The organism is Sphingomonas sp., from assembly GCF_030145815.1.
Taxonomy (GTDB): domain Bacteria; phylum Pseudomonadota; class Alphaproteobacteria; order Sphingomonadales; family Sphingomonadaceae; genus Sphingomonas.
Window position 1 is genome coordinate 1 of sequence record NZ_JAIXHL010000008.1, and the last position, 21,343, is coordinate 21,343.

The 21,343-nt window shown below is 66.3% G+C and carries 24 protein-coding genes and 1 other RNA gene; 20 read left to right on the top strand and 5 right to left on the bottom strand.

What is annotated here, in order from left to right; translation table 11 throughout:
- The 12 genes from infB to KYX69_RS08495 form a co-directional block, all read left to right on the top strand.
- A partial coding sequence (gene infB, locus KYX69_RS08440) for a translation initiation factor IF-2 (RefSeq protein WP_300496052.1) occupies nucleotides 1-2,455 on the top strand: 2,455 nt, incomplete at its 5' end.
- A 1-nt stretch (nucleotide 2,456) separates the two neighbouring features.
- On the top strand, nucleotides 2,457-2,702 hold the full coding sequence (locus KYX69_RS08445; protein ID WP_300496054.1) for a hypothetical protein: 246 nt from the start codon (nucleotides 2,457-2,459) through the stop codon (nucleotides 2,700-2,702).
- 9 nt (nucleotides 2,703-2,711) lie between these two features.
- The gene (gene rbfA, locus KYX69_RS08450; RefSeq protein ID WP_300496056.1) at nucleotides 2,712-3,107 is read left to right on the top strand and encodes a 30S ribosome-binding factor RbfA; all 396 of its coding nucleotides are present in this window, start codon (nucleotides 2,712-2,714) and stop codon (nucleotides 3,105-3,107) included.
- A 31-nt stretch (nucleotides 3,108-3,138) separates the two neighbouring features.
- Complete coding sequence (locus KYX69_RS08455; protein ID WP_300496058.1) at nucleotides 3,139-3,297, top strand: AbrB/MazE/SpoVT family DNA-binding domain-containing protein; 159 nt, start codon at nucleotides 3,139-3,141, stop codon at nucleotides 3,295-3,297.
- Nucleotides 3,281-3,916, top strand: coding sequence for a hypothetical protein (locus KYX69_RS08460; protein WP_300496060.1), 636 nt, complete (start codon nucleotides 3,281-3,283; stop codon nucleotides 3,914-3,916). Before KYX69_RS08455 ends, KYX69_RS08460 begins: the two co-directional genes overlap by 17 nt.
- On the top strand, nucleotides 3,916-4,500 hold the full coding sequence (locus KYX69_RS08465) for a thymidine kinase (RefSeq protein WP_300496062.1): 585 nt from the start codon (nucleotides 3,916-3,918) through the stop codon (nucleotides 4,498-4,500). Before KYX69_RS08460 ends, KYX69_RS08465 begins: the two co-directional genes overlap by 1 nt.
- Before the next feature lie 84 nt (nucleotides 4,501-4,584).
- A complete protein-coding gene (locus KYX69_RS08470; protein ID WP_300496065.1) occupies nucleotides 4,585-5,277 on the top strand; it encodes a hypothetical protein in 693 nt (230 codons plus the stop codon).
- 10 nt (nucleotides 5,278-5,287) lie between these two features.
- Nucleotides 5,288-6,184: a tRNA pseudouridine(55) synthase TruB gene (gene truB / locus KYX69_RS08475; RefSeq protein ID WP_300496068.1), complete on the top strand. Its 897-nt coding sequence runs from the start codon at nucleotides 5,288-5,290 to the stop codon at nucleotides 6,182-6,184.
- A gap of 21 nt (nucleotides 6,185-6,205) precedes the next feature.
- The gene (gene rpsO, locus KYX69_RS08480) at nucleotides 6,206-6,475 is read left to right on the top strand and encodes a 30S ribosomal protein S15 (protein ID WP_300496071.1); all 270 of its coding nucleotides are present in this window, start codon (nucleotides 6,206-6,208) and stop codon (nucleotides 6,473-6,475) included.
- 181 nt (nucleotides 6,476-6,656) lie between these two features.
- A complete protein-coding gene (pnp, locus tag KYX69_RS08485) occupies nucleotides 6,657-8,990 on the top strand; it encodes a polyribonucleotide nucleotidyltransferase (RefSeq protein WP_300496073.1) in 2,334 nt (777 codons plus the stop codon).
- A 130-nt stretch (nucleotides 8,991-9,120) separates the two neighbouring features.
- On the top strand, nucleotides 9,121-10,941 hold the full coding sequence (locus KYX69_RS08490; protein ID WP_300496076.1) for a DUF885 family protein: 1,821 nt from the start codon (nucleotides 9,121-9,123) through the stop codon (nucleotides 10,939-10,941).
- The gene (locus tag KYX69_RS08495) at nucleotides 10,938-12,086 is read left to right on the top strand and encodes a serine hydrolase (protein ID WP_300496078.1); all 1,149 of its coding nucleotides are present in this window, start codon (nucleotides 10,938-10,940) and stop codon (nucleotides 12,084-12,086) included. The genes KYX69_RS08490 and KYX69_RS08495 overlap by 4 nt, the downstream gene beginning before the upstream one ends.
- Here the strand turns inward: KYX69_RS08495 and ssrA are convergent.
- Nucleotides 12,085-12,470, bottom strand: a transfer-messenger RNA (tmRNA) gene (ssrA, locus tag KYX69_RS08500). The genes KYX69_RS08495 and ssrA overlap by 2 nt on opposite strands.
- Before the next feature lie 79 nt (nucleotides 12,471-12,549).
- Here ssrA and KYX69_RS08505 point away from each other — a divergent pair.
- A complete protein-coding gene (locus tag KYX69_RS08505) occupies nucleotides 12,550-12,981 on the top strand; it encodes an Rrf2 family transcriptional regulator (RefSeq protein ID WP_300496081.1) in 432 nt (143 codons plus the stop codon).
- On the opposite strand, the gene mscL is transcribed toward KYX69_RS08505, so the two are convergent.
- On the bottom strand, nucleotides 12,978-13,433 hold the full coding sequence (mscL, locus tag KYX69_RS08510; RefSeq protein WP_300496082.1) for a large conductance mechanosensitive channel protein MscL: 456 nt from the start codon (nucleotides 13,431-13,433) through the stop codon (nucleotides 12,978-12,980). The two genes, KYX69_RS08505 and mscL, sit on opposite strands and share 4 nt — an antisense overlap.
- A 142-nt stretch (nucleotides 13,434-13,575) precedes the next feature.
- Between mscL and KYX69_RS08515 the strand changes: the two genes are divergently transcribed.
- The 5 genes from KYX69_RS08515 to KYX69_RS08535 all read left to right on the top strand — a co-directional run bounded on the left by KYX69_RS08515 (nucleotide 13,576) and on the right by KYX69_RS08535 (nucleotide 16,682).
- The gene (locus KYX69_RS08515) at nucleotides 13,576-14,160 is read left to right on the top strand and encodes a LemA family protein (RefSeq protein ID WP_300496084.1); all 585 of its coding nucleotides are present in this window, start codon (nucleotides 13,576-13,578) and stop codon (nucleotides 14,158-14,160) included.
- Nucleotides 14,161-14,243: 83 nt separating this feature from the next.
- Nucleotides 14,244-14,666, top strand: a complete 423-nt coding sequence (locus KYX69_RS08520; RefSeq protein WP_300496086.1) for a TPM domain-containing protein — start codon at nucleotides 14,244-14,246, stop codon at nucleotides 14,664-14,666.
- Nucleotides 14,663-15,478, top strand: coding sequence for a TPM domain-containing protein (locus tag KYX69_RS08525; protein WP_300496088.1), 816 nt, complete (start codon nucleotides 14,663-14,665; stop codon nucleotides 15,476-15,478). The genes KYX69_RS08520 and KYX69_RS08525 overlap by 4 nt, the downstream gene beginning before the upstream one ends.
- On the top strand, nucleotides 15,478-16,152 hold the full coding sequence (locus KYX69_RS08530) for a TPM domain-containing protein (protein ID WP_300496090.1): 675 nt from the start codon (nucleotides 15,478-15,480) through the stop codon (nucleotides 16,150-16,152). Before KYX69_RS08525 ends, KYX69_RS08530 begins: the two co-directional genes overlap by 1 nt.
- Nucleotides 16,149-16,682 carry an NUDIX hydrolase gene (locus tag KYX69_RS08535; protein ID WP_300496093.1) on the top strand — a complete coding sequence of 178 codons (534 nt, stop codon included), beginning with the start codon at nucleotides 16,149-16,151 and terminating at the stop codon, nucleotides 16,680-16,682. The genes KYX69_RS08530 and KYX69_RS08535 overlap by 4 nt, the downstream gene beginning before the upstream one ends.
- A 3-nt stretch (nucleotides 16,683-16,685) precedes the next feature.
- On the opposite strand, the gene KYX69_RS08540 is transcribed toward KYX69_RS08535, so the two are convergent.
- Both KYX69_RS08540 and hrpB read right to left on the bottom strand, forming a co-directional pair.
- Nucleotides 16,686-16,967, bottom strand: coding sequence for an ETC complex I subunit (locus tag KYX69_RS08540; RefSeq protein WP_300496096.1), 282 nt, complete (start codon nucleotides 16,965-16,967; stop codon nucleotides 16,686-16,688).
- A gap of 11 nt (nucleotides 16,968-16,978) precedes the next feature.
- Nucleotides 16,979-19,429: an ATP-dependent helicase HrpB gene (gene hrpB / locus KYX69_RS08545; protein ID WP_300496099.1), complete on the bottom strand. Its 2,451-nt coding sequence runs from the start codon at nucleotides 19,427-19,429 to the stop codon at nucleotides 16,979-16,981.
- Nucleotides 19,430-19,523: 94 nt separating this feature from the next.
- Between hrpB and KYX69_RS08550 the strand changes: the two genes are divergently transcribed.
- Entirely contained in the window at nucleotides 19,524-19,736 is a 213-nt protein-coding gene (locus KYX69_RS08550; RefSeq protein ID WP_066660541.1) for a hypothetical protein, read from the top strand.
- Between the two features lie 138 nt (nucleotides 19,737-19,874).
- Here the strand turns inward: KYX69_RS08550 and KYX69_RS08555 are convergent, their stop codons facing one another.
- Nucleotides 19,875-20,888: a polyprenyl synthetase family protein gene (locus KYX69_RS08555; protein WP_300496102.1), complete on the bottom strand. Its 1,014-nt coding sequence runs from the start codon at nucleotides 20,886-20,888 to the stop codon at nucleotides 19,875-19,877.
- A 114-nt stretch (nucleotides 20,889-21,002) separates the two neighbouring features.
- Between KYX69_RS08555 and KYX69_RS08560 the strand changes: the two genes are divergently transcribed.
- The gene (locus KYX69_RS08560; protein ID WP_300496105.1) at nucleotides 21,003-21,296 is read left to right on the top strand and encodes a chorismate mutase; all 294 of its coding nucleotides are present in this window, start codon (nucleotides 21,003-21,005) and stop codon (nucleotides 21,294-21,296) included.
- Nucleotides 21,297-21,343: the final 47 nt, after the last annotated feature.

The window sequence follows — 21,343 nt, forward strand, 5'->3', positions numbered from 1 at the left end:
GCCGGCCCCCGCGCCGCGTCCCGCCGCTCCGGCGGGCGAGACTGCGCAGGAGCGGCAGGCCCGCCTGCTGCGTGAAGCCGACGAACAGCGGATGCAGGCGCTGGAAGAGGCGCGCCGCCGCGAGGAGCGTGAGCGCGCCGAGGCTGCCGAAGCAGAGCAGCGCCGTGCCGCCGAAAAGGCTCGCGCCGAAGCCGAAGCGGCCAAGGCGCCCAAGGTCGAGGCAACACCCGAGCCCGTTGTCGAAGCGAAGGCCGCGCCAGTCGCGCCCGCCACGACGCCTGCTCCCGCACCTGTTCCGGCTCCCGCTCCTGCGCCGGAGCCGATCGCGCTTCAGCTCGACCCGAGCCGCCCGGCGCCGCGTCGCTTCACCCCGGTGCAGCGCCCCGAAATTCCGCGCCCCGCGCCGGCCAAGCCCGAACCTGCGGCACCCGCTGCCGCCGCCGCTCCGGCGAGCACCGGCGGCGCCGCTGCGCCGCGCGCGACCAATCTTGGCCCGAATCGCGCTCCGGCGCGTGCGCCCGAGCCGCAGCGTCCGCAGCAGCGCGATCGCAAGGGCGATGAGCGTCGCGGCGGCAAGCTGACCGTCAACCGTGCGCTCGGTGGCGACGATGGTGCACGTGCGCGCAGCCTCGCCGCGCTGAAGCGTGCGCGTGACAAGGAACGCCGCCACACCGGCCCGCGTGAGCCGCAGGCCAAGCAGGTCCGTGACGTCAAGGTGCCGGAGACGATCACCGTCGCCGAACTCGCCAACCGCATGGCCGAAAAGGGCGCGGACCTGGTCAAGGCGCTGTTCAAGATGGGCATGCCCGTCACGCTGACCCAGACGATCGATCAGGATACCGCCGAGCTGCTGGTGACCGAATTCGGCCATAACATCGTCCGCGTCAGCGACAGCGATATCGACCTGGTGCTCGACACTGAAGTGGATGCCGAAGATGCGCTGAAACCGCGTCCGCCGGTCGTCACGATCATGGGCCATGTCGATCACGGCAAGACCAGCCTGCTTGATGCGCTGCGCGGCACCGATGTGGTGCGCGGCGAGGCCGGTGGCATCACCCAGCATATCGGCGCCTATCAGGTGACGTTGAAGGACAAGTCGAAGATCACCTTCCTCGACACCCCGGGTCACGAGGCGTTTTCGGAGATGCGCGCGCGTGGCGCGAACGTCACCGACATCGTCGTACTGGTGGTCGCCGCCGATGACGGGCTGATGCCGCAGACAATCGAGGCGATCAATCACACCAAGGCGGCCGGCGTCCCGATGATCGTCGCGATCAACAAGATCGACAAGCCCGAAGCCAATGCCCAGCGCGTGCGCGAGCGTCTGCTCGAGCATGACATCCAGGTCGAGGCGATGGGTGGCGAGACGCAGGACGTCGAAGTGTCGGCCAAGGAAAAGATCAATCTCGACGAACTGATCGAGAAGATCCAGCTCCAGGCCGAGCTGATGGAACTGCGCGCCAATCCCGACCGCGCCGCTGAAGGCAATGTGGTCGAGGCGAAGCTCGACAAGGGTCGCGGCCCGGTCGCGACGATCCTCGTCACGCGCGGCACGCTCAAGGTCGGCGACGTGTTCGTGGTCGGCGCGGAAAGCGGCAAGGTCCGCGCATTGATCGACGACAAGGGGCGCCAGATCAAGGAAGCGGGTCCGTCGATGCCGGTCGAGATCCTCGGCCTGTCGGGCGTGCCGATGGCGGGCGACCTGCTGCAGGTCGTCGAGAACGAAGCGCGTGCCCGTGAGGTTGCGGCCTATCGCGCCAGCGTGATCCAGAACAAGCGCACCACCAACACCCCGGCGAGCCTTGAGAGCATGTTCAGCGCGCTCAAGGAAAAGCAGGCGATGGAATATCCGCTGGTCGTCAAGGCGGATACCCAGGGCACGGTCGAGGCGATCGTCGCGGCGATCAACAAGATCAGCACCGACGACATCAAGGCGCGCGTGCTGCACGCCGGCGTGGGCGGCATTACCGAGAGCGACGTGAACGCGGCTGCGGCCTCGGGCGCGCCGATCATCGGCTTCAACGTCCGTCCGAATGCCAAGGCGCGCGAGATCGCCGATCGTCACAAGGTCGCGTTCAAATATTATGATGTGATCTACGAACTCACCGACGAGATCCGCGCCGGCATGGCCGGGCAGCTCGGCCCGGAAGCGTTCGAAACCGTGGTCGGTCGCGCGGAAATCCGCGAGGTCTTCTCGGCGGGCAAGCATGGCAAGGCGGCCGGTCTGCTGGTCACCGACGGCGCGATCCGCAAGGCGCTCAAGGCACGCATCACGCGCGACGACGTCATCATCTATCAGGGCGAGATCGCGTCGCTGCGCCGCTTCAAGGACGATGTCGCCGAAGTCCGCGCGGGTCTGGAGTGCGGTGTGACGTTCACGCAGAACTTCACCGACATCAAGGCCGGCGACTATCTCGAAACCTTCGAGGTCGAACTGCGCGAACGGACGCTGTGATTTGAGCGAGCTTTCGTCGATCCCCCTCCATCAGGTGCTTGAAAAAGCAGTCTGGTACGAGGTGTGGATCGATGAGAGTGCGCCTTATGTACTGCTTCTGTTGTGTATTTCGGACAGCGACTATCTGATCGCCGACCCCGCCCTCGGGACGATCAGGGATCGGCTTTCGAGCCTCGAAAGTGCGCGAAACTGGCTTTGGGAAGATGAGTACACGCTTGTGACCGGCCGAACGAAGGCAGAGGCGTAGAAGTCTGCGATGAAACACAACGACACCCCCGAAACCCGCTCCGTCCGCCTGCTGCGCGTGGGCGAGCAGGTGCGCCATATCCTGTCCGACATCCTTGCGCGCGGGGAGGTGCATGACGATGTGCTCGCCAGCCATGTGGTGAGCGTGACCGAAGTGCGCATGTCGCCCGACCTGCGCCACGCCACCGTTTTCGTGAAGCCGCTGCTCGGCAAGGACGAGGAGGCGGTGATCAAGGCGCTGCGCACCAACACCGCCTATCTCCAGCGCGAGGTCGCCGGGCGGATGAAGATGAAATACGCGGCGAAACTCAAATTCTTGGCCGACGAGAGCTTCGACGAGGGCAGCCATATCGAACAGCTGTTGCGCGACCCCAAGGTGGCGCGGGACCTGGGAGATGAGGATTGATCTGACGGGGCCGCAGCTTTAGCCTGCGATCATGATCCATTCGGTTCGCATGTCGACGCGGGGTCGCGTCACCCTTCCCAAGGCATTGCGGGATCGGCTGGGCTTGCGGCCGGGCATGAAGCTGGTTTGGGAGGTTTCCGACGGTCAGGCGGTAGCGCGGGTCGTCGAGAAGGATGCTCAGCCTGACTAGGCTCATCACCGCCTCACCGGCGGCGCGGCTGTTTGTTGCTCTTGGCGCAGTCGCGATCACGCTGACTGGCTGTCAGCAAGCCACCCCGCCACCGCTTACCGAAGCTGATCTGCGGTCCGTGTTTGCTATGAAAGTCTTGGGACACGTCCCGAAGGGTCCGGCGCTCGACAGACTATTCTCTTCCGACTCGGGCATGTGCGTAGACCTTCACGGAGGTGGGGCCGCCTTTGCCGAGTTCAGGGTTTTGCTGGACGACTGGGACAAGCTGAAGCTGGACTTGGGCTTCGCGGTTGATCGTAGCGAATGGCAGTCGTCAGATGAGCAACAGAAGCCGCTCGAACCCGTTCTCGCGCATCGCCTGAACCGCGCTGAGGATCGCGCGATCCTGAAGGTCGCACGGGCAGCAGAGAGGGACATCGTTCCGCCGAGCCGCAAGCCGTGGCCAAAGCGTTGCGAAATGCGCAGCTGGTTTGGTGCCCCGGCTTATGAAAGCCGTTTCGCCTTTATCGAGTCGGGATATTCGTGCGGCGATCTTTGCGGCGCGGGGGAGATTCTAGCGCTGGAGTATCGCGATGGCCGCTGGCGTCTGATCGCGAAGAAAGCTAGCTGGATGGCCTGATGGCCAAGCTCTATTTCTACTACGCCTCGATGAATGCGGGGAAATCCACCACGCTGCTCCAGGCCGATTTCAACTATCGTGAGCGCGGGATGCGGACGTTGCTGTTCACGGCGGCGCTCGACGATCGGTCGGGAGCGGGGCGGATCGCGTCGCGGATCGGATTGGATACCGCCGCAATGGGGTTTGCCGCCGATACCGATCTGCGTTTGCACGTCGAGCGGGAGATGGATCACGGCCCGGTGCATTGCGTGCTGGTCGATGAGGCCCAGTTTTTGACTGCAGCGCAGGTCGATCAGCTGGCGGCGGTCGCCGATGTGCTGGGCATTCCGGTGCTTGCCTATGGCCTGCGCACCGATTTTCGTGGGAATCTGTTCCCCGGATCGGCGCGGCTGCTGGCGCTGTCCGATGCGCTGGTCGAGATCAAGTCGGTGTGCCGCTGCGGGCGCAAGGCAACGATGAACCTCCGCGTCGATGGTGAGGGGCGCGCGGTCGCCGATGGCGCGCAGACCGAGATCGGCGGAAACGACCGCTATGTCGCCTTATGCCGTCGCCATTTCACCGAGGCGCTGGCAGCGGCGGACTAAACGTCCCGTTCCGTAACGGCAGCCTGACACGAATCGGGTGGAGCTGCGCGCATCCTTCGGCCACGGTGTGCGTCGGGGGGAAGAATGCAGCCGATTGTTGAATCGCTGGCCGTGTGGGCGATACCCGCGATTGCCGCAGTGCTGCTCCACGACTCGGCCCAGCGGATGGCGGCGAGCTGGCTGCCGCCCGAGCCCGACATGCCCGAACCGGTACCGAGTCGCTTGCCGCGCTTTCTGCGCGCGGTCGATCCGGTGGGGACGGTGATCGTTCCGATCGCGCTGGCGCTGGCGGGCGCACCGGTGTTCGGCTGGCCGCGTTATCGTCCGTTCGCGCTGGGCGAGGATGCGCTGGCGCGGCGGCGGCGGCTGCTGAGTGCGCTCGCCGGGCCGGTGGCGAGCTTCGCGGCGGCGCTGGTCGGCGCGATGGCACTGGGCGCGCTGGTCGCGGCGTCCGGCGGCGCGATGCCGTCCAAGGGGGTTGCGTGGCTGGTCACGGCCAATCTGTTCAACTTCATCCTCGCTAATGCGTGCATGACGAGTTTCCACCTGTTGCCGGTTCCGCCATTCGACATGGGACGAGCGCTCAGCGCGCTTCTTCCGGTTCCGCTGCGCCAGAAGCTGCGCCGCGCGGGGCGGCTGGTGGTGCTGGCGGTGATCGCGACCGTGGTGGCGATCCCGCTGCTCGATCCGCATGCCCGGATCGGCGAGTGGGTTGCCGCACCGATGATCAACGCAATCACGCGCTTCGTACTGGGCTTGGTGAACCTGACGGTCTAATCGCACGCCGATGCATGGCTGGATCATTCTCGACAAGCCGCTCGGCCTCGGCTCGACCCAGGGGGTGAGCGCCGTCAAGCGCGCGCTGCGTGACAGCGGCTATGGGCCGAAGCTGCGCGACCTGCCCAAGGTGGGGCATGGCGGCACGCTCGACCCGCTGGCGACCGGCGTGCTGCCGATCGCGGTGGGCGAGGCGACCAAGCTCGCCGGACGGATGCTCGATAGCGACAAGGTCTATGACTTCACGATTCGGTTCGGGGTGGAGACCGACACGCTCGATCTTGAGGGCAAGCCGGTCGCCGAATCCGCTGTGCGACCCACGCGCGATCAGATCGCGGCGATCCTGGCGCGCTTCACCGGTGCGATCGACCAGATGCCGCCCGCCTATTCGGCGCTCAAGGTCGATGGCGAGCGCGCCTATGACCTGGCACGCAAGGGGGAGACGGTGACGCTGGCGGCGCGCGCGGTGACGATCCATGCACTGACGCTGGGCGAAACCACGCCCGAATCGGCGACGCTGACCGCGCATGTCTCAAAGGGCACCTATATCCGTAGCCTGGCGCGCGACATCGCGCTGGCGCTTGGCAGCGTGGGGCATGTCACCATGCTGCGGCGGGTGAAGGCCGGGCCGTTCACCCTCGAATCCGCGATATCGCTGGACAAACTGGCCGAATCCGGTATGGCGCGCGACCTTGAACACTGCCTCCTGCCGCTGAGGGCGGGGCTGGACGACATCCCGGCTCTACTCCTCGAACCCGGTCAGGCAGGGGCTCTCCGCCAGGGGAAAGTATTGACCGGGATCGCCGCGAATGATGGCCAACATTTTGCGCTGGACGGCGAAACGCCGGTCGCGCTGGTGGAGGTTACGGACGGAAACGTCCGCGTCGTGCGCGGCTTCAACCTGTAGAATGATGTCGAAGGAAAACACATGACGATCACGACCGAGCGCAAGGCAGAACTGACCAAGGAACATGGCCGCAACGAAGGCGACACGGGCAGCCCCGAAGTCCAGATTGCGATCCTGACCGAGCGCATCGTCAACCTGACCGCACACTTCAAGGGCCATGCGAAGGACAACCATTCGCGTCGCGGCCTGCTGATGATGGTCAACAAGCGTCGCAGCCTCCTCGACTATCTCCGCAAGACGGACGGGGATCGCTACACCGCCCTCATCGCGAAGCTCGGGCTTCGCAAGTAACCGGAAAGGCGGCCTTCGGGTCGCCTTTTTGCCATTTCGGGCATGCGCCCGAATCTCTTGGATCGTCGGCAATTCGGCCAGCGGTCCGTAGCACAGGGGTGACGTCACCCCGCACCGCGCAGGCCGGACAGCCTGCACACAGGCCCCGGGCGCATTGGGCGTTCGGTCCAAAGGAAATATCATGTTCGACAAGAAGACCGTATCGATCGAGTGGGGCGGACAAACCCTGACACTCGAAACGGGCAAGGTTGCCCGTCAGGCCGATGGCGCCATCATGGCGACGCTCGGCGAAACCGTCGTGCTCTGCGCCGTCACGGCTGCCAAGAGCGTCAAGGATGGGCAGGATTTCTTCCCGCTCACCGTCCATTATCAGGAGAAGTATTCGGCCGCGGGTCGCATCCCCGGCGGCTTCTTCAAGCGTGAGCGTGGCGCGACCGAGAAGGAGACCCTGGTCTCGCGTCTCATCGACCGTCCGATCCGCCCGCTGTTCCCGGAAGGCTTCTACAACGAGATCAACGCCATTGCTCAGGTGCTGAGCTATGACGGCGAGAATGAGCCGGACATTCTGGCGATGGTCGCGGCCTCGGCTGCGCTGACCATTTCGGGCGTTCCCTTCATGGGCCCGATCGGCGCCGCGCGCGTCGGTTACCTGAACGGCGAATATATCCTGAACCCGACCGACGAGCAGGTTGCCGAGGGTGACCTCGACCTGGTTGTCGCTGCGACCTACGACGCGGTGATGATGGTCGAATCCGAAGCCAATGAGCTGTCGGAAGAGATCATGCTGGGCGCCGTGCTGTTCGCGCATGATGCGTGCAAGGAAGTCGTCAAGGCGATCATCAAGCTCGCCGAGCAGGCCGCCAAGGATCCGTGGGAAATGGCCGCGTCGGACGACAACGCCAAGATCAAGGACAAGCTCAAGAAGCTGATCGGCAAGGACATCGCCGCCGCTTACAAGCTGACCGACAAGTCGGCCCGTTCGAACGCGCTGAACGAAGCGCGCGCGAAGGCGAAGGCACAGTTCACCGAGGACGGCCTGTCGCCGCAGGAAGTCATGGCCGGCATCAAGCTGACCAAGAAGCTGGAAGCCGAGATCGTCCGTGGGGACATCCTCAAGACCGGCAAGCGCATCGACGGTCGCACCACGACCCAGATCCGCCCGATCGTCGCGGAAACCCACTTCCTGCCGCGTGCGCACGGCTCGGCGCTGTTCACGCGCGGCGAGACCCAGACCATCGCCACCTGCACCCTCGGCACCAAGGACGCCGAGCAGATGATCGATGGCCTGAACGGCCTTAGCTACCAGCATTTCATGCTGCACTATAACTTCCCGCCCTATTCGGTCGGTGAAGTCGGCCGCTTCGGCGCGCCGGGCCGTCGCGAAGTCGGCCATGGCAAGCTGGCGTGGCGCGCGCTGCACCCGGTGCTGCCGAAGAAGGAAGACTTTCCCTACACGATCCGCCTGACCAGCGACATCACCGAGTCGAACGGCTCGTCGTCGATGGCGTCGGTGTGCGGCGGCAGCCTCGCGATGATGGACGCCGGCGTGCCGATCAAGCGCCCGGTTTCGGGCATCGCGATGGGCCTGATCCTTGAGGGCAAGGATTATGCGATCCTGTCCGACATCCTGGGCGACGAGGATCACCTCGGCGACATGGACTTCAAGGTCGCGGGCACGTCCGAAGGCATCACCACGATGCAGATGGACATCAAGATCGCGGGCATCACGCGCGAGATATTCGAAGCCGCGCTCAACCAGGCCAAGGAAGGTCGCGCTCATATCCTGGGTGAGATGAACAAGGCGCTGGGCGAAACCCGCACCGAGCTGTCGGCCCACGCTCCGCGTATCGAGACGATGCAGATCGACAAGTCGAAGATCCGCGACGTCATCGGCACCGGCGGCAAGGTGATCCGCGAGATCGTCGCGACCACCGGCGCCAAGGTCGACATCGACGACGAGGGTGTGATCAAGGTCAGCTCGTCGGACGTCAGCCAGATCGAAGCCGCGATGAACTGGATCAAGGGCATCGTCGAAGAGGCCGAGGTCGGCAAGATCTACAACGGCAAGGTCGTCAACCTCGTCGATTTCGGTGCGTTCGTGAACTTCATGGGCGGCAAGGACGGTCTCGTCCACGTGTCCGAGATCAAGAACGAGCGCGTCGAGAAGGTCAGCGACGTCCTGTCCGAAGGCCAGGAGGTCAAGGTCAAGGTGCTCGAGATCGACCAGCGCGGCAAGGTGCGCCTGTCGATGCGCGTCGTCGATCAGGAAACCGGTGCCGAGCTGGAGGACACGCGTCCGGCCCGCGAACCGCGTGAGCGGAGCGAGCGTGGCGACCGCGAAGGCGGCCGTGGCGGCGATCGCCGTCGTGACGGTGGCCGTGGCGGCGACCGCGATCGCGGCCCGCGCCGCGACCGGGGCGACCGCAATGACCGTCCGGCGCGTTCGGAATCGAAGGATGAAGGCGGCGAGAATATCGGCCTTCCCGCCTTCCTGACCGGCGGCAGCGACGACTGATCGCCTTAGCGATTGCGACAATGAAGAGGGCTCCGGGCAACCGGGGCCCTTTTTCATTGCGTGGGGCGTTTGCCCGGGTCGGCAACAGGCGGTAGCGTGACGGCATTGCCCTCCGACACAGGATTTGCCCGTGACGCTTCGTCTTGCTCTTTCCCTTCTGCTCGCTGGGGTCGCCGCCCCCGCGCTCGTATCGAACGCCGCGCCGCTGGAGACCGCTGCCGATACCCGGGCGGAGGATGCCCGGCTCAACGCCTTTCTCGATGCCGCGTTCGACGCCAATGTCGCGCTGAGCCCGGAAACGCAGACCGCGCTGGGCCTCAAGACCAATTACGACAAGCTCGATGACTACACCCGCGCCGATGGCCAGAAGCGGATGGCGATGGCCGAGGCGACGCTCAAAAAGATGCGTGCGCAGTTCGATCCGGCAAAGCTCGGGCCACAGGCGCGGCTGAGCTATCGGCTGTTCGAGACGCAGGTCGAGCGGTCGCGCGCGGCGTACAAGTTCCGCGACTACGGCTTTCCGGTGTCGACCAATGGCAGCCCGGCGGGTCAGATCCCGGTGTTCCTGATCAATAACCATCGGGTCGACAGCGTGGCCGATGCACGCGCCTATATCGCCCGCATCACCGAGGTGGAGCGCGTGATGCGCGAGGTCGCGGCAACGATGCGTGACCAGGCGAAAAAGGGCATCGTCCCGCCCAAAATGGTGTTCAAGCCTGCGCGTGAGGACGCGCGCAAGGTCGTCACCGGCGCCCCGTTCGACTCCGGCGCGGACAGCACCGTGATGGCCGATTTCCGCAAGAAGGTGGGCGCGCTCAAGATCGCCGATGCCGAGAAGGTGGCGCTGATCGCCGACGCCGAGAAGGCGCTGACCGGCCCGTTCAAGCGTGGCTTCGACACGCTGTTCGCGGTGCTCGACGAGATCGAGCCCAAGGCAAAGGGCAATGACGGCGCGTGGAGCCTGCCCAATGGCGCCGCCTTTTATGCCAACCGTCTGGCGCAGAATACGACGACGGACCTGACCGCGGACCAGATCCACCAGATCGGCCTCGATCAGGTCGCGGCGATCCGCACCGAGATGGAGGCGGTGAAGGCGCGCGTCGGCTACACCGGCAGCCTCGAAAGCTTCTTCGACGCGATCCGCACCGATCCCAAGTTCAAATATCCCAACACCGATGCCGGTCGCGAAACCTATCTGACCGAAGCGCGCGCGGTGATTGCGCGGATGATGGACGCCGCCCCGCGCTGGTTCCACCGTTTGCCCAAGGCGAAGCTGGAGGTCCGCGCGGTCGAGAAATGGCGTGAGGGGACCGCGTCGGTCGCCTTCTACAACCGCCCTGCGCCCGATGGCTCGCGCCCCGGCATCTACTACGTCAACCTCGCCAATATGGATCAGGTGCAGAAGATCCAGCTGGAGGGGATCGCGGTGCATGAGGGCGCGCCGGGCCATCATTTCCAGATCGCGCGCGCGATGGAGCTGGAAGGGCTGCCCAAATTCCGGCGCTTCGGCGGCTACAGCGTCTATAGCGAGGGTTGGGGCCTCTATACCGAGCGGCTGGCCAAGGAGATGGGCGCCTATGCCGATCCCTATTCCGAATTCGGCATGCTCTCGCTGCAGATGTGGCGCGCGATCCGGCTGGTGACCGATACCGGGCTGCATGCGAAGAAATGGAGCCGCGAGCAGGCGATCGACTATTTCAAGGCGAACTCGTCGATCTCGGCGGCGGATATCGAGCGCGAGGTCAACCGCTACATCAACAATCCGGGGCAGGCGACGAGCTACATGATCGGCCAGCTCAAGATCGCGGAGCTGCGCAAGAAAGCCGAAACCGCGCTGGGCGACCGGTTCGACATCCGCGATTTCCACGAGGTGGTGCTGGCAAACGGTGCCGTGCCGCTGAACGTGCTGGAGGAAGAGGTCGATCGCTATATCGCGGGCAAGAAGGCGTGAGCAGGCGGGCGGTCGCGCTCGCCGCGTCGGTGGCGCTGGCCGGCTGTGCCACCACTGGCCCGGCCGAGGTGCGGGTCGCGTTCGATGCCAAGGAGGTGACCTCGGCCCGCGCCAGCGGTCTGGCCGATCGCAGTACCGGTCGCCGCGTCACGGCGGACGATCCGGTGCGGATCGCCAGCATCTCGAAGCTGGTGGTCGCGCTCGGCGTGATGCGGATGGTCGAGGCGGGGCAGCTCGACCTCGACCGCGACGTGTCGGAAGTGCTGGGCTGGCGCGTGCGCAATCCGGCCTTTCCCGATGCGCCGGTGACGCTGCGGCATTTGTTGTCGCACCAGTCGGGGCTGATCGATCCCGATGAGTATCGCGTGCCGCTCGGCGACCCGCTCGCCGACGTCATTGCGCGGCCGGCGCTGTGGGACGCGCAGCACGCGCCAGGCAGCTATTTTCGCTATTCCAACGTCGCCTTTCCGGTGATTGCGAGCGTGATGGAGAAGGCGGGCGGCGAGCGGTTCGACCGGCTGATGCAGCGCCATGTGCTCGCGCCGCTCAAGCTGGACGCGTGCTTCAACTGGTCGACCTGTTCGGACGCGAAGATCGCGCGGCACGTGGTGCTGTACCGCGCGAGCGGCGAAGTCGCGCTCGACAATCTGGGCGGGAAGCGGCCCGATTGCCCGGTAATCGCCAAGCAGGGCTGCGACATTGCCGCATACCGGCTGGGGGAGAATGGCGCGCTGTTCTCGCCCCAGGGCGGGCTGCGCGCGTCGATGCGTGACCTGGCGGTGATCGGCGCGATGCTGATCCGGAATGACGGAAGCTTTCTGAAACCCGCCTCGATCGCCGAGATGGAACGCGTCGCATGGCGCTTCGACGGGATGAATGGCGACACGACCGGCGCTTTTTACTGCCAGTATGGGCTGGCGGTGACCACGTTGCCGACCGCACGGGTCGGGTGTGACGACGATCTGTTCGGCGATGGGAGGACCCGGATCGGTCATGCCGGTGAGGCTTATGGCCTGCGCTCGGGGCTATGGATCGACCGCGCGGCGGGGCGGGGTGTCGCCTTTTTCGCCACCGCGACCCCGCCGGTGAGCAAGGGGCGTACGGCGTTCAGCGTCGATGAGGAACGGCTGGCGAGGGGGAGATAGTGGGGGGCTTCTGTTGCCCGGTGCCCCCCGTACCGCTGGAATCCGCTTCTGTTGCCCGGTGCGGTCCAACCGCGCATTTTAGTCTAACCTTAGTCCGTTAGGACTTGGGGTTAGGCCGCAATAGCGAGTGCTTCGTTATCGTTGGCACTTGTGAGTATGGGCCGTCGCGGTGGTCCCATTCCGAACGAAAACAGCGCTTTTCAACACACGTCGATCCTGGTTCGGCCCCGTCAGAAACGGTCTCCAGTATGACCACCATTTCTGGTGGAGCCGCCGGGTACTGCCCCCGGGTCCGCTGCGTCTATTGCACGCCACAATTTATCGTCATAGCCGGGCGAACCCGGCCCGACCGATATAGGAAACCGCAATCCGATTGAAAAGAGCGGGTTTCGGTGCCGAAATCTAACAAGAACGATGGGATTTGGCCTTCCCATCGCCATAAACCGCGCGCAAAGAACGTGCCATGCTTACCCAGCGCTCTCGTTATGCCCTGCGCGCCATGCTGTTTCTGGCCAAGCAGCCCCGGGACGGGGCGCCGACGCCGATGACGCGGATCGCCGCTGAAGCCAATGTGCCGCGCAAGTTCCTCGAACTGATCCTCGCCGATCTGCGCGAAGCCGGGTTCATCCTGTCGACGCGCGGCAAGATGGGCGGCTATCGCCTCGCGCGCGCCAATCACCTGATCTCGCTGGGTGAGATCATCCGTGTGATCGAAGGGCCGCTGGCGCTGGTGCCATGCGTCAGCCGCACCGCCTATCGCCCGTGCCTCGACTGCAAGGACGAGGCGAGCTGCGCGATCCGCCATGCGATGGCCCGCGTACGGGATGAGACGGCAAGGATCCTCGACGGCACCAGCCTGGCGGACGCCACCGCCGAGGATCTTGCAGCAGCTTAAGCGCTGTTGCGCTTCTTCAGCTCGTCGCGGATTTCGCGCAACAGCACCACGTCCGCCGGATCGGCAGCGGGTTCCGCCGTGCCTTCGGCCTTTTCGCGTTCGGCGGCGGCCAGCACCTTGTTCACGGTCCGCACCAGCAGGAACACGATGAAGGCGAGGATCAGGAAGTTGATGATCACGGTGATGAACTGGCCGAAGCCGAACAGCGGCACACCCGCCGCCTTCAGCGCGGCATAGTTGGAGGCCGAGCCGGTATAGCTCGCCGGGATCGGGCCGAGCCGGAAGAAATAGCTCGAGAAATCGAACCCGCCGAAGATCCAGCCGACCACCGGCATGATGATGTCGTCGGTGAGCGATTTGGTGATCGTCCCGAACGCCGCGCCGATGATGACCCCGACCGCGAGGTCGAGCACATTGCCGCGCGCGATGAAGGTCCGGAATTCCTTGAGCATAAGCTCCCCCTTGTGATTGCCGATCCACGCTACCCAACGCTCAGGCGCGGCGCAAATTTCCGGTTTCCATTGCGTAGTGCCCATGCCGTCCCTAGATTTGCGGTGTCGTATGGATGCGACACACTATGAGGGACTCATCGCGATGAAGCTTCGTCTGGTTGCCGCGCTGGTTGCCGCGGCCATGCTGTCCGCCTGCGGGCTCAACAGCGTTCCGACGGCTGAAGAGACTGCGAAGGCGAAATGGGCGGAGGTGCAGAATCAGTATCAGCGCCGCGCCGATCTGACCGGCAATCTGGTCGCGACGGTGAAGGCCGCCGGGGCGCAGGAGAAGGCGATTCTGGTCGAGGTGACGCAGGCCCGCGCCGCCGCGACGCAGGTGCGCGTCAGTGATGCCGACTTGACCGATCCGGCCAAGATCGCGGCTTTCGACCGTGCGCAGAACGCGGTGACGCTGAACCTGCAGCGGTTGCAGGAGGCGTATCCTGAGCTGAAGAGTCAGGCCAATTACGCGACCCTGCTCACCCAGCTCGAAGGCACGGAGAACCGCATCAGCATCGCCCGCCGCGATTATAATGAGGCGGTGCAGAGCTATAACACCACCATCCGCACCTTCCCCGACGCGATCGGCGCCAAGATCTTCTATGGTGCCAAGCCGATGGCCCCGTTCCAGGCGACCACGCCGGGTGCCGATACTGCGCCCAAGGCGGACTTCGGGAACGGGAACTGATCGGGCACCGCTTCCTGCCGCTCCTGCTCCTCGCGGGTTGCGGGACGGCAGGGTCTGACCCGACGCCAGAAGCATCGCCGACCGTGCCCGCGCTGACGGGGCGGGTGGTCGACAACGCCGATCTGCTGCCGCCGGACAAGGAGTTGCTGCTCGAGCGGGCACTGATAACGACCGAGCGGGCGACACGCAGTCAGTTCGTCGTCGTCACCTTGCCGACGCTGAACGACCGGAAGATCGAGGATGTCGGGGTGGAGCTGGGCCGCGCTTGGAAGATCGGCAGGTTCGACGTTGACGATGGTGTGATCCTGATCATTGCGCCGAGCGAACGTCAGGCGCGCATCGAAGTCGGCTACGGCCTGGAAGGCGTGTTGCGGGACGAGGAGGCGAAGGCGATCATCACCGACACCATCATCCCGCGCATCCGCTCGGGGAATATGCCCGGGGCGATCCTGGCGGGAAGTGCCGCGATCATCCGTGAAATCAATGTACCGGGAGCAACACCATGAGGTTCGTGCATCTGGTTCTTGCGCTGCTGCTCGCCGCCTTTGCGGGGCAAGCGGCCTCGGCGCAGTCCTTTCCCAAGCTGACCGGCCGGGTGGTCGATAGCGCCGATCTGCTCAGTCCCGCGCAGGAGGCCGAGCTGACCGCGATGTCCGAAGCGACCGAGAAGGCGACCGGGCGACAGCTGGTGGTCGCCACGGTTCCAGACCTCCAGGGCTATCCAATCGAGGATTTCGGCTACCAGCTCGGCCGCGAATGGCAAATCGGGCAGAAGGACGCCGATAACGGCATCATCCTGCTGGTCGCGCCCAATGAGCGCAAGGTGCGGATCGAGGTCGGCTATGGGCTTGAGCCGATCATGACCGACGCACTGTCGGGGATGATCATCCGCGACACGATCATTCCACGCTTCAAGGATGGCGACATGCCCGGCGGGATCATGGCGGGTGCCGCCGCGATCAACGAGCAACTCAAACTCCCGTTGGAGGCCGCCGAGGCGCGCGCCAAGCAGCTGATCGACAGCGGCAAGTCGCGTAAGAAGGACGGTGCAGGGGTGTTCGTGCTGATCTTCTGGATAGTGATCCTGCTGATGGTCGTGCTTCCCATCGTGATCGGTGCGGCGCGCGGCAAGAAATATCGCCGCGGCCGTGCGCCGGTGGTGATCTGGGGCCCCGGCTGGGGTGGTGGCGGCGGATCGTCCTGGGGCGGCGGCGGTGGCGGCTCCTGGGGTGGAGGCGGTGGCGGTTTTGGCGGCGGCGGAGGCTTTTCCGGCGGCGGCGGGTCGTTCGGCGGCGGCGGCGCATCGGGGGGATGGTGATGGCACGGCGATTCACGGCTGAAGAACATGCTCGCGTCACCGCTGCGGTGGCGGAGGCCGAGCGCGGCACCGATGGCGAGATTGTGACAATCGTCACCGACTGGTCCGATCATTATCACGACGTCTCGCTTTACTATGCGGGCGCGGCGATGCTCGCGGCGCTGGGCTTGTTCGCTTTCTTCCCCGACCTGCTCGACGCCAAGCTGGCGTTGTTCACCGGCGGCTGGGGTGAGGCGGAGCGGCATCTCCAGCTCGCTTTGCTGGTGGTGGTTCAGGCGGTGGTCTTCCTGGCCGTGCGCTTCGGGTTTGGGGCGCTGCCGGGGCGCGGGGTGCTGATCCCCGGCGCGGTGCGCGGACGGCGGGTGCGGCGGCGCGCGGTGCAGTTCTTCAAGGCGAGCGCCGAGAAGCGCACCGCCGAGCGCGTCGGGGTACTGCTCTATGTCAGCCTCGCCGAACACCGCGCCGAGATCATCGCCGACGAAGCCATTCTGGCGAAGGTCGAAGAGGGCGTGTGGGGCGAGGCGATGGTCGCGCTGGTGGACAAGGTGCGCGCGGGCGATCCGGCGGGCGGCATGGCCGATGCGGTGACCCGGATCGGCGCGGTGCTGACGACGCACTTCCCCAAGACTGCGGGCGACGCCAACGAACTCCCCGACCGGCTGATCGAGCTGTGAGCTTCCCCGACAGCGACGCGCCGGTCGAAACCGTCTGGCAGGGCAAGTTCATCACCGCCAAGCGCCAGGGCCGCTGGGAATATGTCGCGCGCGCGCGGGGCATTCGCGCGGCCGTGATCGTTGCGTTGGATGATGAGGGTCATCTGCTACTGGTCGAGCAATATCGCGTCCCGCTCGGCCGCACCTGCCTCGAACTGCCCGCTGGGCTGATCGGCGATGGCGGCGATGACGAGGCGGACGAAACCGCCGCGGCGCGCGAGCTGGAGGAAGAGACCGGCTATCGCGCCGAGCGGATCGAATCGCTTGGTGAGTTCTTTTCTTCGCCGGGAATGGTCAGCGAGAGCTTCACCCTGGTGCGCGCGCACGGGCTTACGAAAGTGGCCGAGGGCGGCGGGGTGGAGGGCGAGAATATCACCGTCCACCGCGTCAAGCTGGCGGACGTCCCCGCTTACGTTGCTGAGTGCCGCGGGCGCGGTATGGCGATCGACGTGAAGCTGTTGCTGGCGCTCGGAAGCAGCCTGCTCGGCTAGCGCTCAGCGGAAATTGTCGGCGTAGGCCTGCAGCTTGAGCGTCTTCATCGGCGCGGGCACGACATGGACGTCAATCCCCTCCCGTGCGGCATAATCCTTGGCCGCTTCGAGCGTCGGGAAGTTCAACCGCAGCTGCGCACGCGTGTCGCCTGATCCGGCCCAGCCGGTCAGCGGGTCGGGGCGCTGCTTCTCATTCGATTCGAATTCGAGCACCCAGCGATCGGTGCGGGCGCGGCCCGACTGCATGGCGTTCTTCGGGCGCTGATAGATGCGTGCGGTGGACATGGTCTGGCTCCTTATCGCGATCCGTTGCGCCGTGCATCCGCATTTTTCGTCCGCAACGTCGCATTGGCGGCGGCGGGATCGTCGGGCCAAGGGTGGCGGGGGTAGCGGCCGCGCATTTCCTTGGCGACATCGGCCCAGCTGCCCTTCCAGAAACCGGGCAGGTCGCGTGTCGTCTGGATCGGTCGCCCGGCGGGGGAGGTGAGCGAGAGCACCAGTGGCGTCCCGTCGCCCAGCATGGGGTGAGTCGCGAGGCCGAACAGCGCCTGCACCCGCACTTCGACGGTCGGGCCGCCCTCTGCAGCATAGTCGATCGCATGACTCGACCCGGCGGGCGTCTCGAGCCGCGCCGGGGCGAGGCGGTCGAGCGTCTTCTGCCCGTCCCACCCGATGCGGTTCTGCAGCGCCTGGCTCAGTCCCTCGCCCGAAACCGCATTGAGCCGGCGCTTGCCCACCAGCAGCGGGGGCAGCCAGTCGTCGAGATCGGCGGTCAGTGCTGCGTCCGAGAGTGCCTCCAGCCCGGCATAGGCCGCGCGCGTTCGTAGCGCCTGTGCGGGGTCGGACCAGGGCAGTAGCGCCAGGCCATGCGCGCGCACACCATTTAGCAGCGCCGCCGCGACCTCGTCCGGGTCGGCTTGCGTGTCAGGGCCGGAGGACAGACGGATTGCGCCCAGCCGCCGCTCGCGCGTCGCCTCCACCCGGCCGGTCGCGGGGTCGAAGCGAACCTGGCGGCGCGTTTCGATCCGGTCGGCGAACAGGCTTTCGATCTGGTCCGGGTTGAGGGCCGCGGCGGAGAGGATGCGTGCACCCGCCGCCATTCCTTGCGTCTCGGCGACCGCGAGCCATTCGTGGCGGGCGAGCGCGGAAGTCGGGTCCAGCTTGAACCCGCGCCCGCCCGCCGATGCCCAGCTCTCGCCAGACGCATCGGGGCGGCGCGCGATGCGGTCGGGGAAGGCGAGGGCGATGCACAGGGCAACCTGCTCCGCGCCGGACTCGGTGCTGGCTGGCGCCGAAGGGGCCAGCTTCGCCCAGCGTTCCGCCAGTTTTCGCGCCGCATCCGCACGCTGGCCGCGTTCGCTGCGCCAGCGGCGCATGCGGGTTTCGAGATCGGCGTCATTGCCGCCCAGCCCGCGCTCGCCGAGCAGCACCGCGACCTGCGCGGCGGTGGTAGCCATGCCCATCTCCCCCGCGCGCACCAGCATGTGACCGAGCCGGGGCGGGAGCGGGAGCGCGGCGATCGCCTTACCATGCGCGGTCGGGCGCCCGTCGGCGTCGAGCGCGTCGAGGGTGGTCAGCCGCGCCCGCGCCTCGGCCACCGCAGCGGCCGGCGGCGCGTCGAGCCAGCGCAGCTCGCGCGGATCGGCAACACCCCACAAGGCGCAATCGAGCGTCAGCGCCGACAGGTCGGCTTCCAATATCTCAGGTGGATCATAGGGCGGCAGGCCAGCGGTCGCCGCCGCCTCCCACAGCCGGTACGCGACCCCCGGCCCCTGCCGCGCGGCGCGGCCCGCGCGCTGCGTCGCCGATGCCTGGCTCGCGCGTTCGGTGACGAGCCGTGTCATCCCCGCCGCGCGGTCATAGCGCGGACGGCGAGCCAGCCCCGAGTCCACCACCACCCGGATGCCGTCGAGCGTGAGCGAGGTTTCGGCGATCGATGTCGCCAGCACGATCTTGCGCTGCCCGGTCGGATCGGGGGCGATGGCGGCGCGCTGGGCCGCGGGGTCGAGGCTGCCGTGCAGCTTGTGGACGATGGCGTCGGGAATATCGCCCAGCCGTTCGGCGGTCCGCTCGATCTCGGCAACGCCGGGCAGGAAGGCGAGGATGCCGCCCTCCGCCTCGCGCAGTGCCAGCCGGATCGCAGCGGCGACGGGTTCGTCGATCCGCGCTTCGGCGGGGCGGCCGAGATGGCGCAGCTCCAGCGGATAGCTGCGCCCTTCGCTCTCGATCACCGGCGCGCCGTCCATGAGCGTGGAGAAGCGCGCGCCGTCGAGCGTTGCCGACATCGCGACCAGCCGCAGGTCGGGCCGCAGCGCCCCCTGCGCATCCCGCGCCAGCGCAAGCCCGAAATCACTGTCGAGGCTGCGCTCATGCACCTCGTCGAACAGCACTGCGCTGACTCCGGCGAGTTCGGGATCGGCCTGGATGCGGTTGACAAAAATCCCCTCGGTCACGACGGTCACCCGCGTCGCGGCGGAGCGCCGCGTGTCCATCCGTGTGGCATAGCCGAACGTGCCGCCGACCTTCTCCCCCGCCAGCGCCGCCATCCGCTCGGCAGCGGCGCGCGCGGCGAGGCGGCGGGGGGAGAGCAGCAAGATTTCGCCGTCGCACCAGGGCTCGGTCAGCAGCGCCGGTGCGACCGCTGTCGTCTTGCCCGCGCCCGGCGGCGCGACCAGCACCGTGTTGTTCGATCCGCGCAGCGCGGCGAGCAAATCGGGCAGTACGGCATGGATCGGCAGGTCGCTCACCCGCCCGCCCTACGCAATTCGGCGCGTCGCTTGAAGCCGCGATGGCACTTGATCGCGCGGTGCGCGTTGCGCCCAATCGGAAAGGAGACACGATATGGCACGTACGGTTTCGAGCTTCACGGTCGCGGCAGACGGCAAGGGCGATTATCTGCTGAATTTCGAGGATGAGGATGGCGAGACGATCGAGCTGACCGCCAGCTTCGAACAGCTCGACCTGATCGCCGACGCGATCGGCGAAGCGCTCGATGCGGACGAGGAAGACGCGCTCGGCGTCGATGACGACGCGGACGAGCCGGTCGAGGAGTGAAAGGCGGCAATCGCGACGTTCCCTTTCGTCACCCCCGCGAAAGCGGGGGCCCATCTCCTCCTCTATCGGCGCACCGAGCCGGTGCGTGGTTGGACAGTCCGGGAGATAGGTCCCCGCTTTCGCGGCGATGACGGGAATCTAATACGCCCGCGCCACCGCGAACTCGACCGCCTCGATCATCGCGTCCTTCGCGGCGCTGGCCGGAAATCCGCCGATGGCGTCGATCGCGCGCTGGCCATAATGGCGGGCGCGGGCGAGCGTGTCGTCGACCGCGCGGCTGGAGCGGACCAGTTCGATCGCATGGGCGAAGTCGGCGTCGTCGTTGCGGCGACCGAGCACTGCCTCGCGCCAGAATGCCCGCTCTTCCTCCGACCCGCGCGCATAAGCGAGAATGACGGGCAGCGTCATCTTGCCCTCCCGGAAATCGTCGCCCGCGTCCTTGCCCATCGTGCCAGCGTCGGAAACATAATCGATCGCGTCGTCGACCAGCTGGAACGCGATGCCGAGGTTGCGGCCATAGGCGTCGAGTGCGGCCTCGTCTGCCTCGCTGCGTTCGGCAACCACGGCGGCGATGCGGCACGCGGCGGCGAACAAGGCAGCGGTCTTTGCGCCGATGATGTCGAGATAGCGCCCCTCGTCCAATTCGACCCGGCGCGCGGCGGTGAGCTGGTTGACCTCACCCTCCGCGATCACCGCGCTGGCGTTGGACAGGATCTTGAGTACCTTCAGGCTGCCATCTTCGACCATCAGCTCGAAACTGCGGCTGAACAGGAAGTCGCCGACCAGCACGCTTGCCGGATTGCCCCAGATAAGGTTCGCGGTGCGCTTGCCGCGGCGCATGTCGCTGCCATCGACGACGTCGTCGTGGAGCAACGTCGCGGTGTGGATGAACTCGACCGCTGCGGCCAGCCGGTGGTGGCGATTGCCCGGATAGTCGAGCAGCCGCGCACTCGCCAGCGTCAGCATCGGGCGCATCCGCTTGCCCCCGCCGGCGATCAGGTGCCCCGCCAGCTCCGGGATCAACGGGATCTGCGACTGCATGCGATCGAGGATCACCGAGTTGACATGGTTCATGTCACCCGCAACCAGCGCGATCATCGGTTCGAGTGAGGGTTCGGCCCCACGGCCGATGCGATGAATGGTCGCGCTCATGGCGACGCGATGGCGGCAACTTGCCGTAAAGGCAAGTGGCTGGGGGTTGCGCGGGGCGGAAAGCGCGGCAACAAGGCACCCGCGCGGCCGATAGCGCGACCGGAGGGCAGACATATGAGCGACGAAACGCTGCAGCGCTATCGCCAGAGCATCGACCGGATCGACGCGGCGCTGGTGTTCCTGCTCGCCGAGCGCTTCCAGATCACCCAGGCGGTCGGGCGCTTCAAGGCTGAGACCAACCTGCCCCCCGCCGATCCCGCGCGCGAGGACCGCCAGATCGCGCGGTTGCGCGAACTCGCTGCCGAAGCCGATCTGGATCCCGAATTCTCCGAAAAATTTCTGCGGTTCATCATCGATGAAGTGATCCGTCACCATGCCCGCATGCAGGACGGCCCGGGAACCGAGTAAGGCGCGGCGCGCTTTGGCGCCTTGGCATAGCGATCAAAGGGGCACAG

Excerpts from the sequence above, each read along its gene's own strand:
- rbfA (WP_300496056.1), top strand. The coding sequence starts at position 2,712 with ATGAAACACAACGACACCCCCGAAACCCGCTCCGTCCGCCTGCTGCGC.
- KYX69_RS08455 (WP_300496058.1), top strand. The coding sequence starts at position 3,139 with ATGATCCATTCGGTTCGCATGTCGACGCGGGGTCGCGTCACCCTTCCC.
- KYX69_RS08460 (WP_300496060.1), top strand. The coding sequence starts at position 3,281 with ATGCTCAGCCTGACTAGGCTCATCACCGCCTCACCGGCGGCGCGGCTG.
- KYX69_RS08465 (WP_300496062.1), top strand. The coding sequence starts at position 3,916 with ATGGCCAAGCTCTATTTCTACTACGCCTCGATGAATGCGGGGAAATCC.
- KYX69_RS08470 (WP_300496065.1), top strand. The coding sequence starts at position 4,585 with ATGCAGCCGATTGTTGAATCGCTGGCCGTGTGGGCGATACCCGCGATT.
- truB (WP_300496068.1), top strand. The coding sequence starts at position 5,288 with ATGCATGGCTGGATCATTCTCGACAAGCCGCTCGGCCTCGGCTCGACC.
- rpsO (WP_300496071.1), top strand. The coding sequence starts at position 6,206 with ATGACGATCACGACCGAGCGCAAGGCAGAACTGACCAAGGAACATGGC.
- pnp (WP_300496073.1), top strand. The coding sequence starts at position 6,657 with ATGTTCGACAAGAAGACCGTATCGATCGAGTGGGGCGGACAAACCCTG.
- KYX69_RS08505 (WP_300496081.1), top strand. The coding sequence starts at position 12,550 with ATGCTTACCCAGCGCTCTCGTTATGCCCTGCGCGCCATGCTGTTTCTG.
- mscL (WP_300496082.1), bottom strand. The coding sequence starts at position 13,433 with ATGCTCAAGGAATTCCGGACCTTCATCGCGCGCGGCAATGTGCTCGAC.
- KYX69_RS08515 (WP_300496084.1), top strand. The coding sequence starts at position 13,576 with ATGAAGCTTCGTCTGGTTGCCGCGCTGGTTGCCGCGGCCATGCTGTCC.
- KYX69_RS08525 (WP_300496088.1), top strand. The coding sequence starts at position 14,663 with ATGAGGTTCGTGCATCTGGTTCTTGCGCTGCTGCTCGCCGCCTTTGCG.
- KYX69_RS08530 (WP_300496090.1), top strand. The coding sequence starts at position 15,478 with ATGGCACGGCGATTCACGGCTGAAGAACATGCTCGCGTCACCGCTGCG.
- KYX69_RS08540 (WP_300496096.1), bottom strand. The coding sequence starts at position 16,967 with ATGTCCACCGCACGCATCTATCAGCGCCCGAAGAACGCCATGCAGTCG.
- KYX69_RS08550 (WP_066660541.1), top strand. The coding sequence starts at position 19,524 with ATGGCACGTACGGTTTCGAGCTTCACGGTCGCGGCAGACGGCAAGGGC.
- KYX69_RS08555 (WP_300496102.1), bottom strand. The coding sequence starts at position 20,888 with ATGAGCGCGACCATTCATCGCATCGGCCGTGGGGCCGAACCCTCACTC.
- KYX69_RS08560 (WP_300496105.1), top strand. The coding sequence starts at position 21,003 with ATGAGCGACGAAACGCTGCAGCGCTATCGCCAGAGCATCGACCGGATC.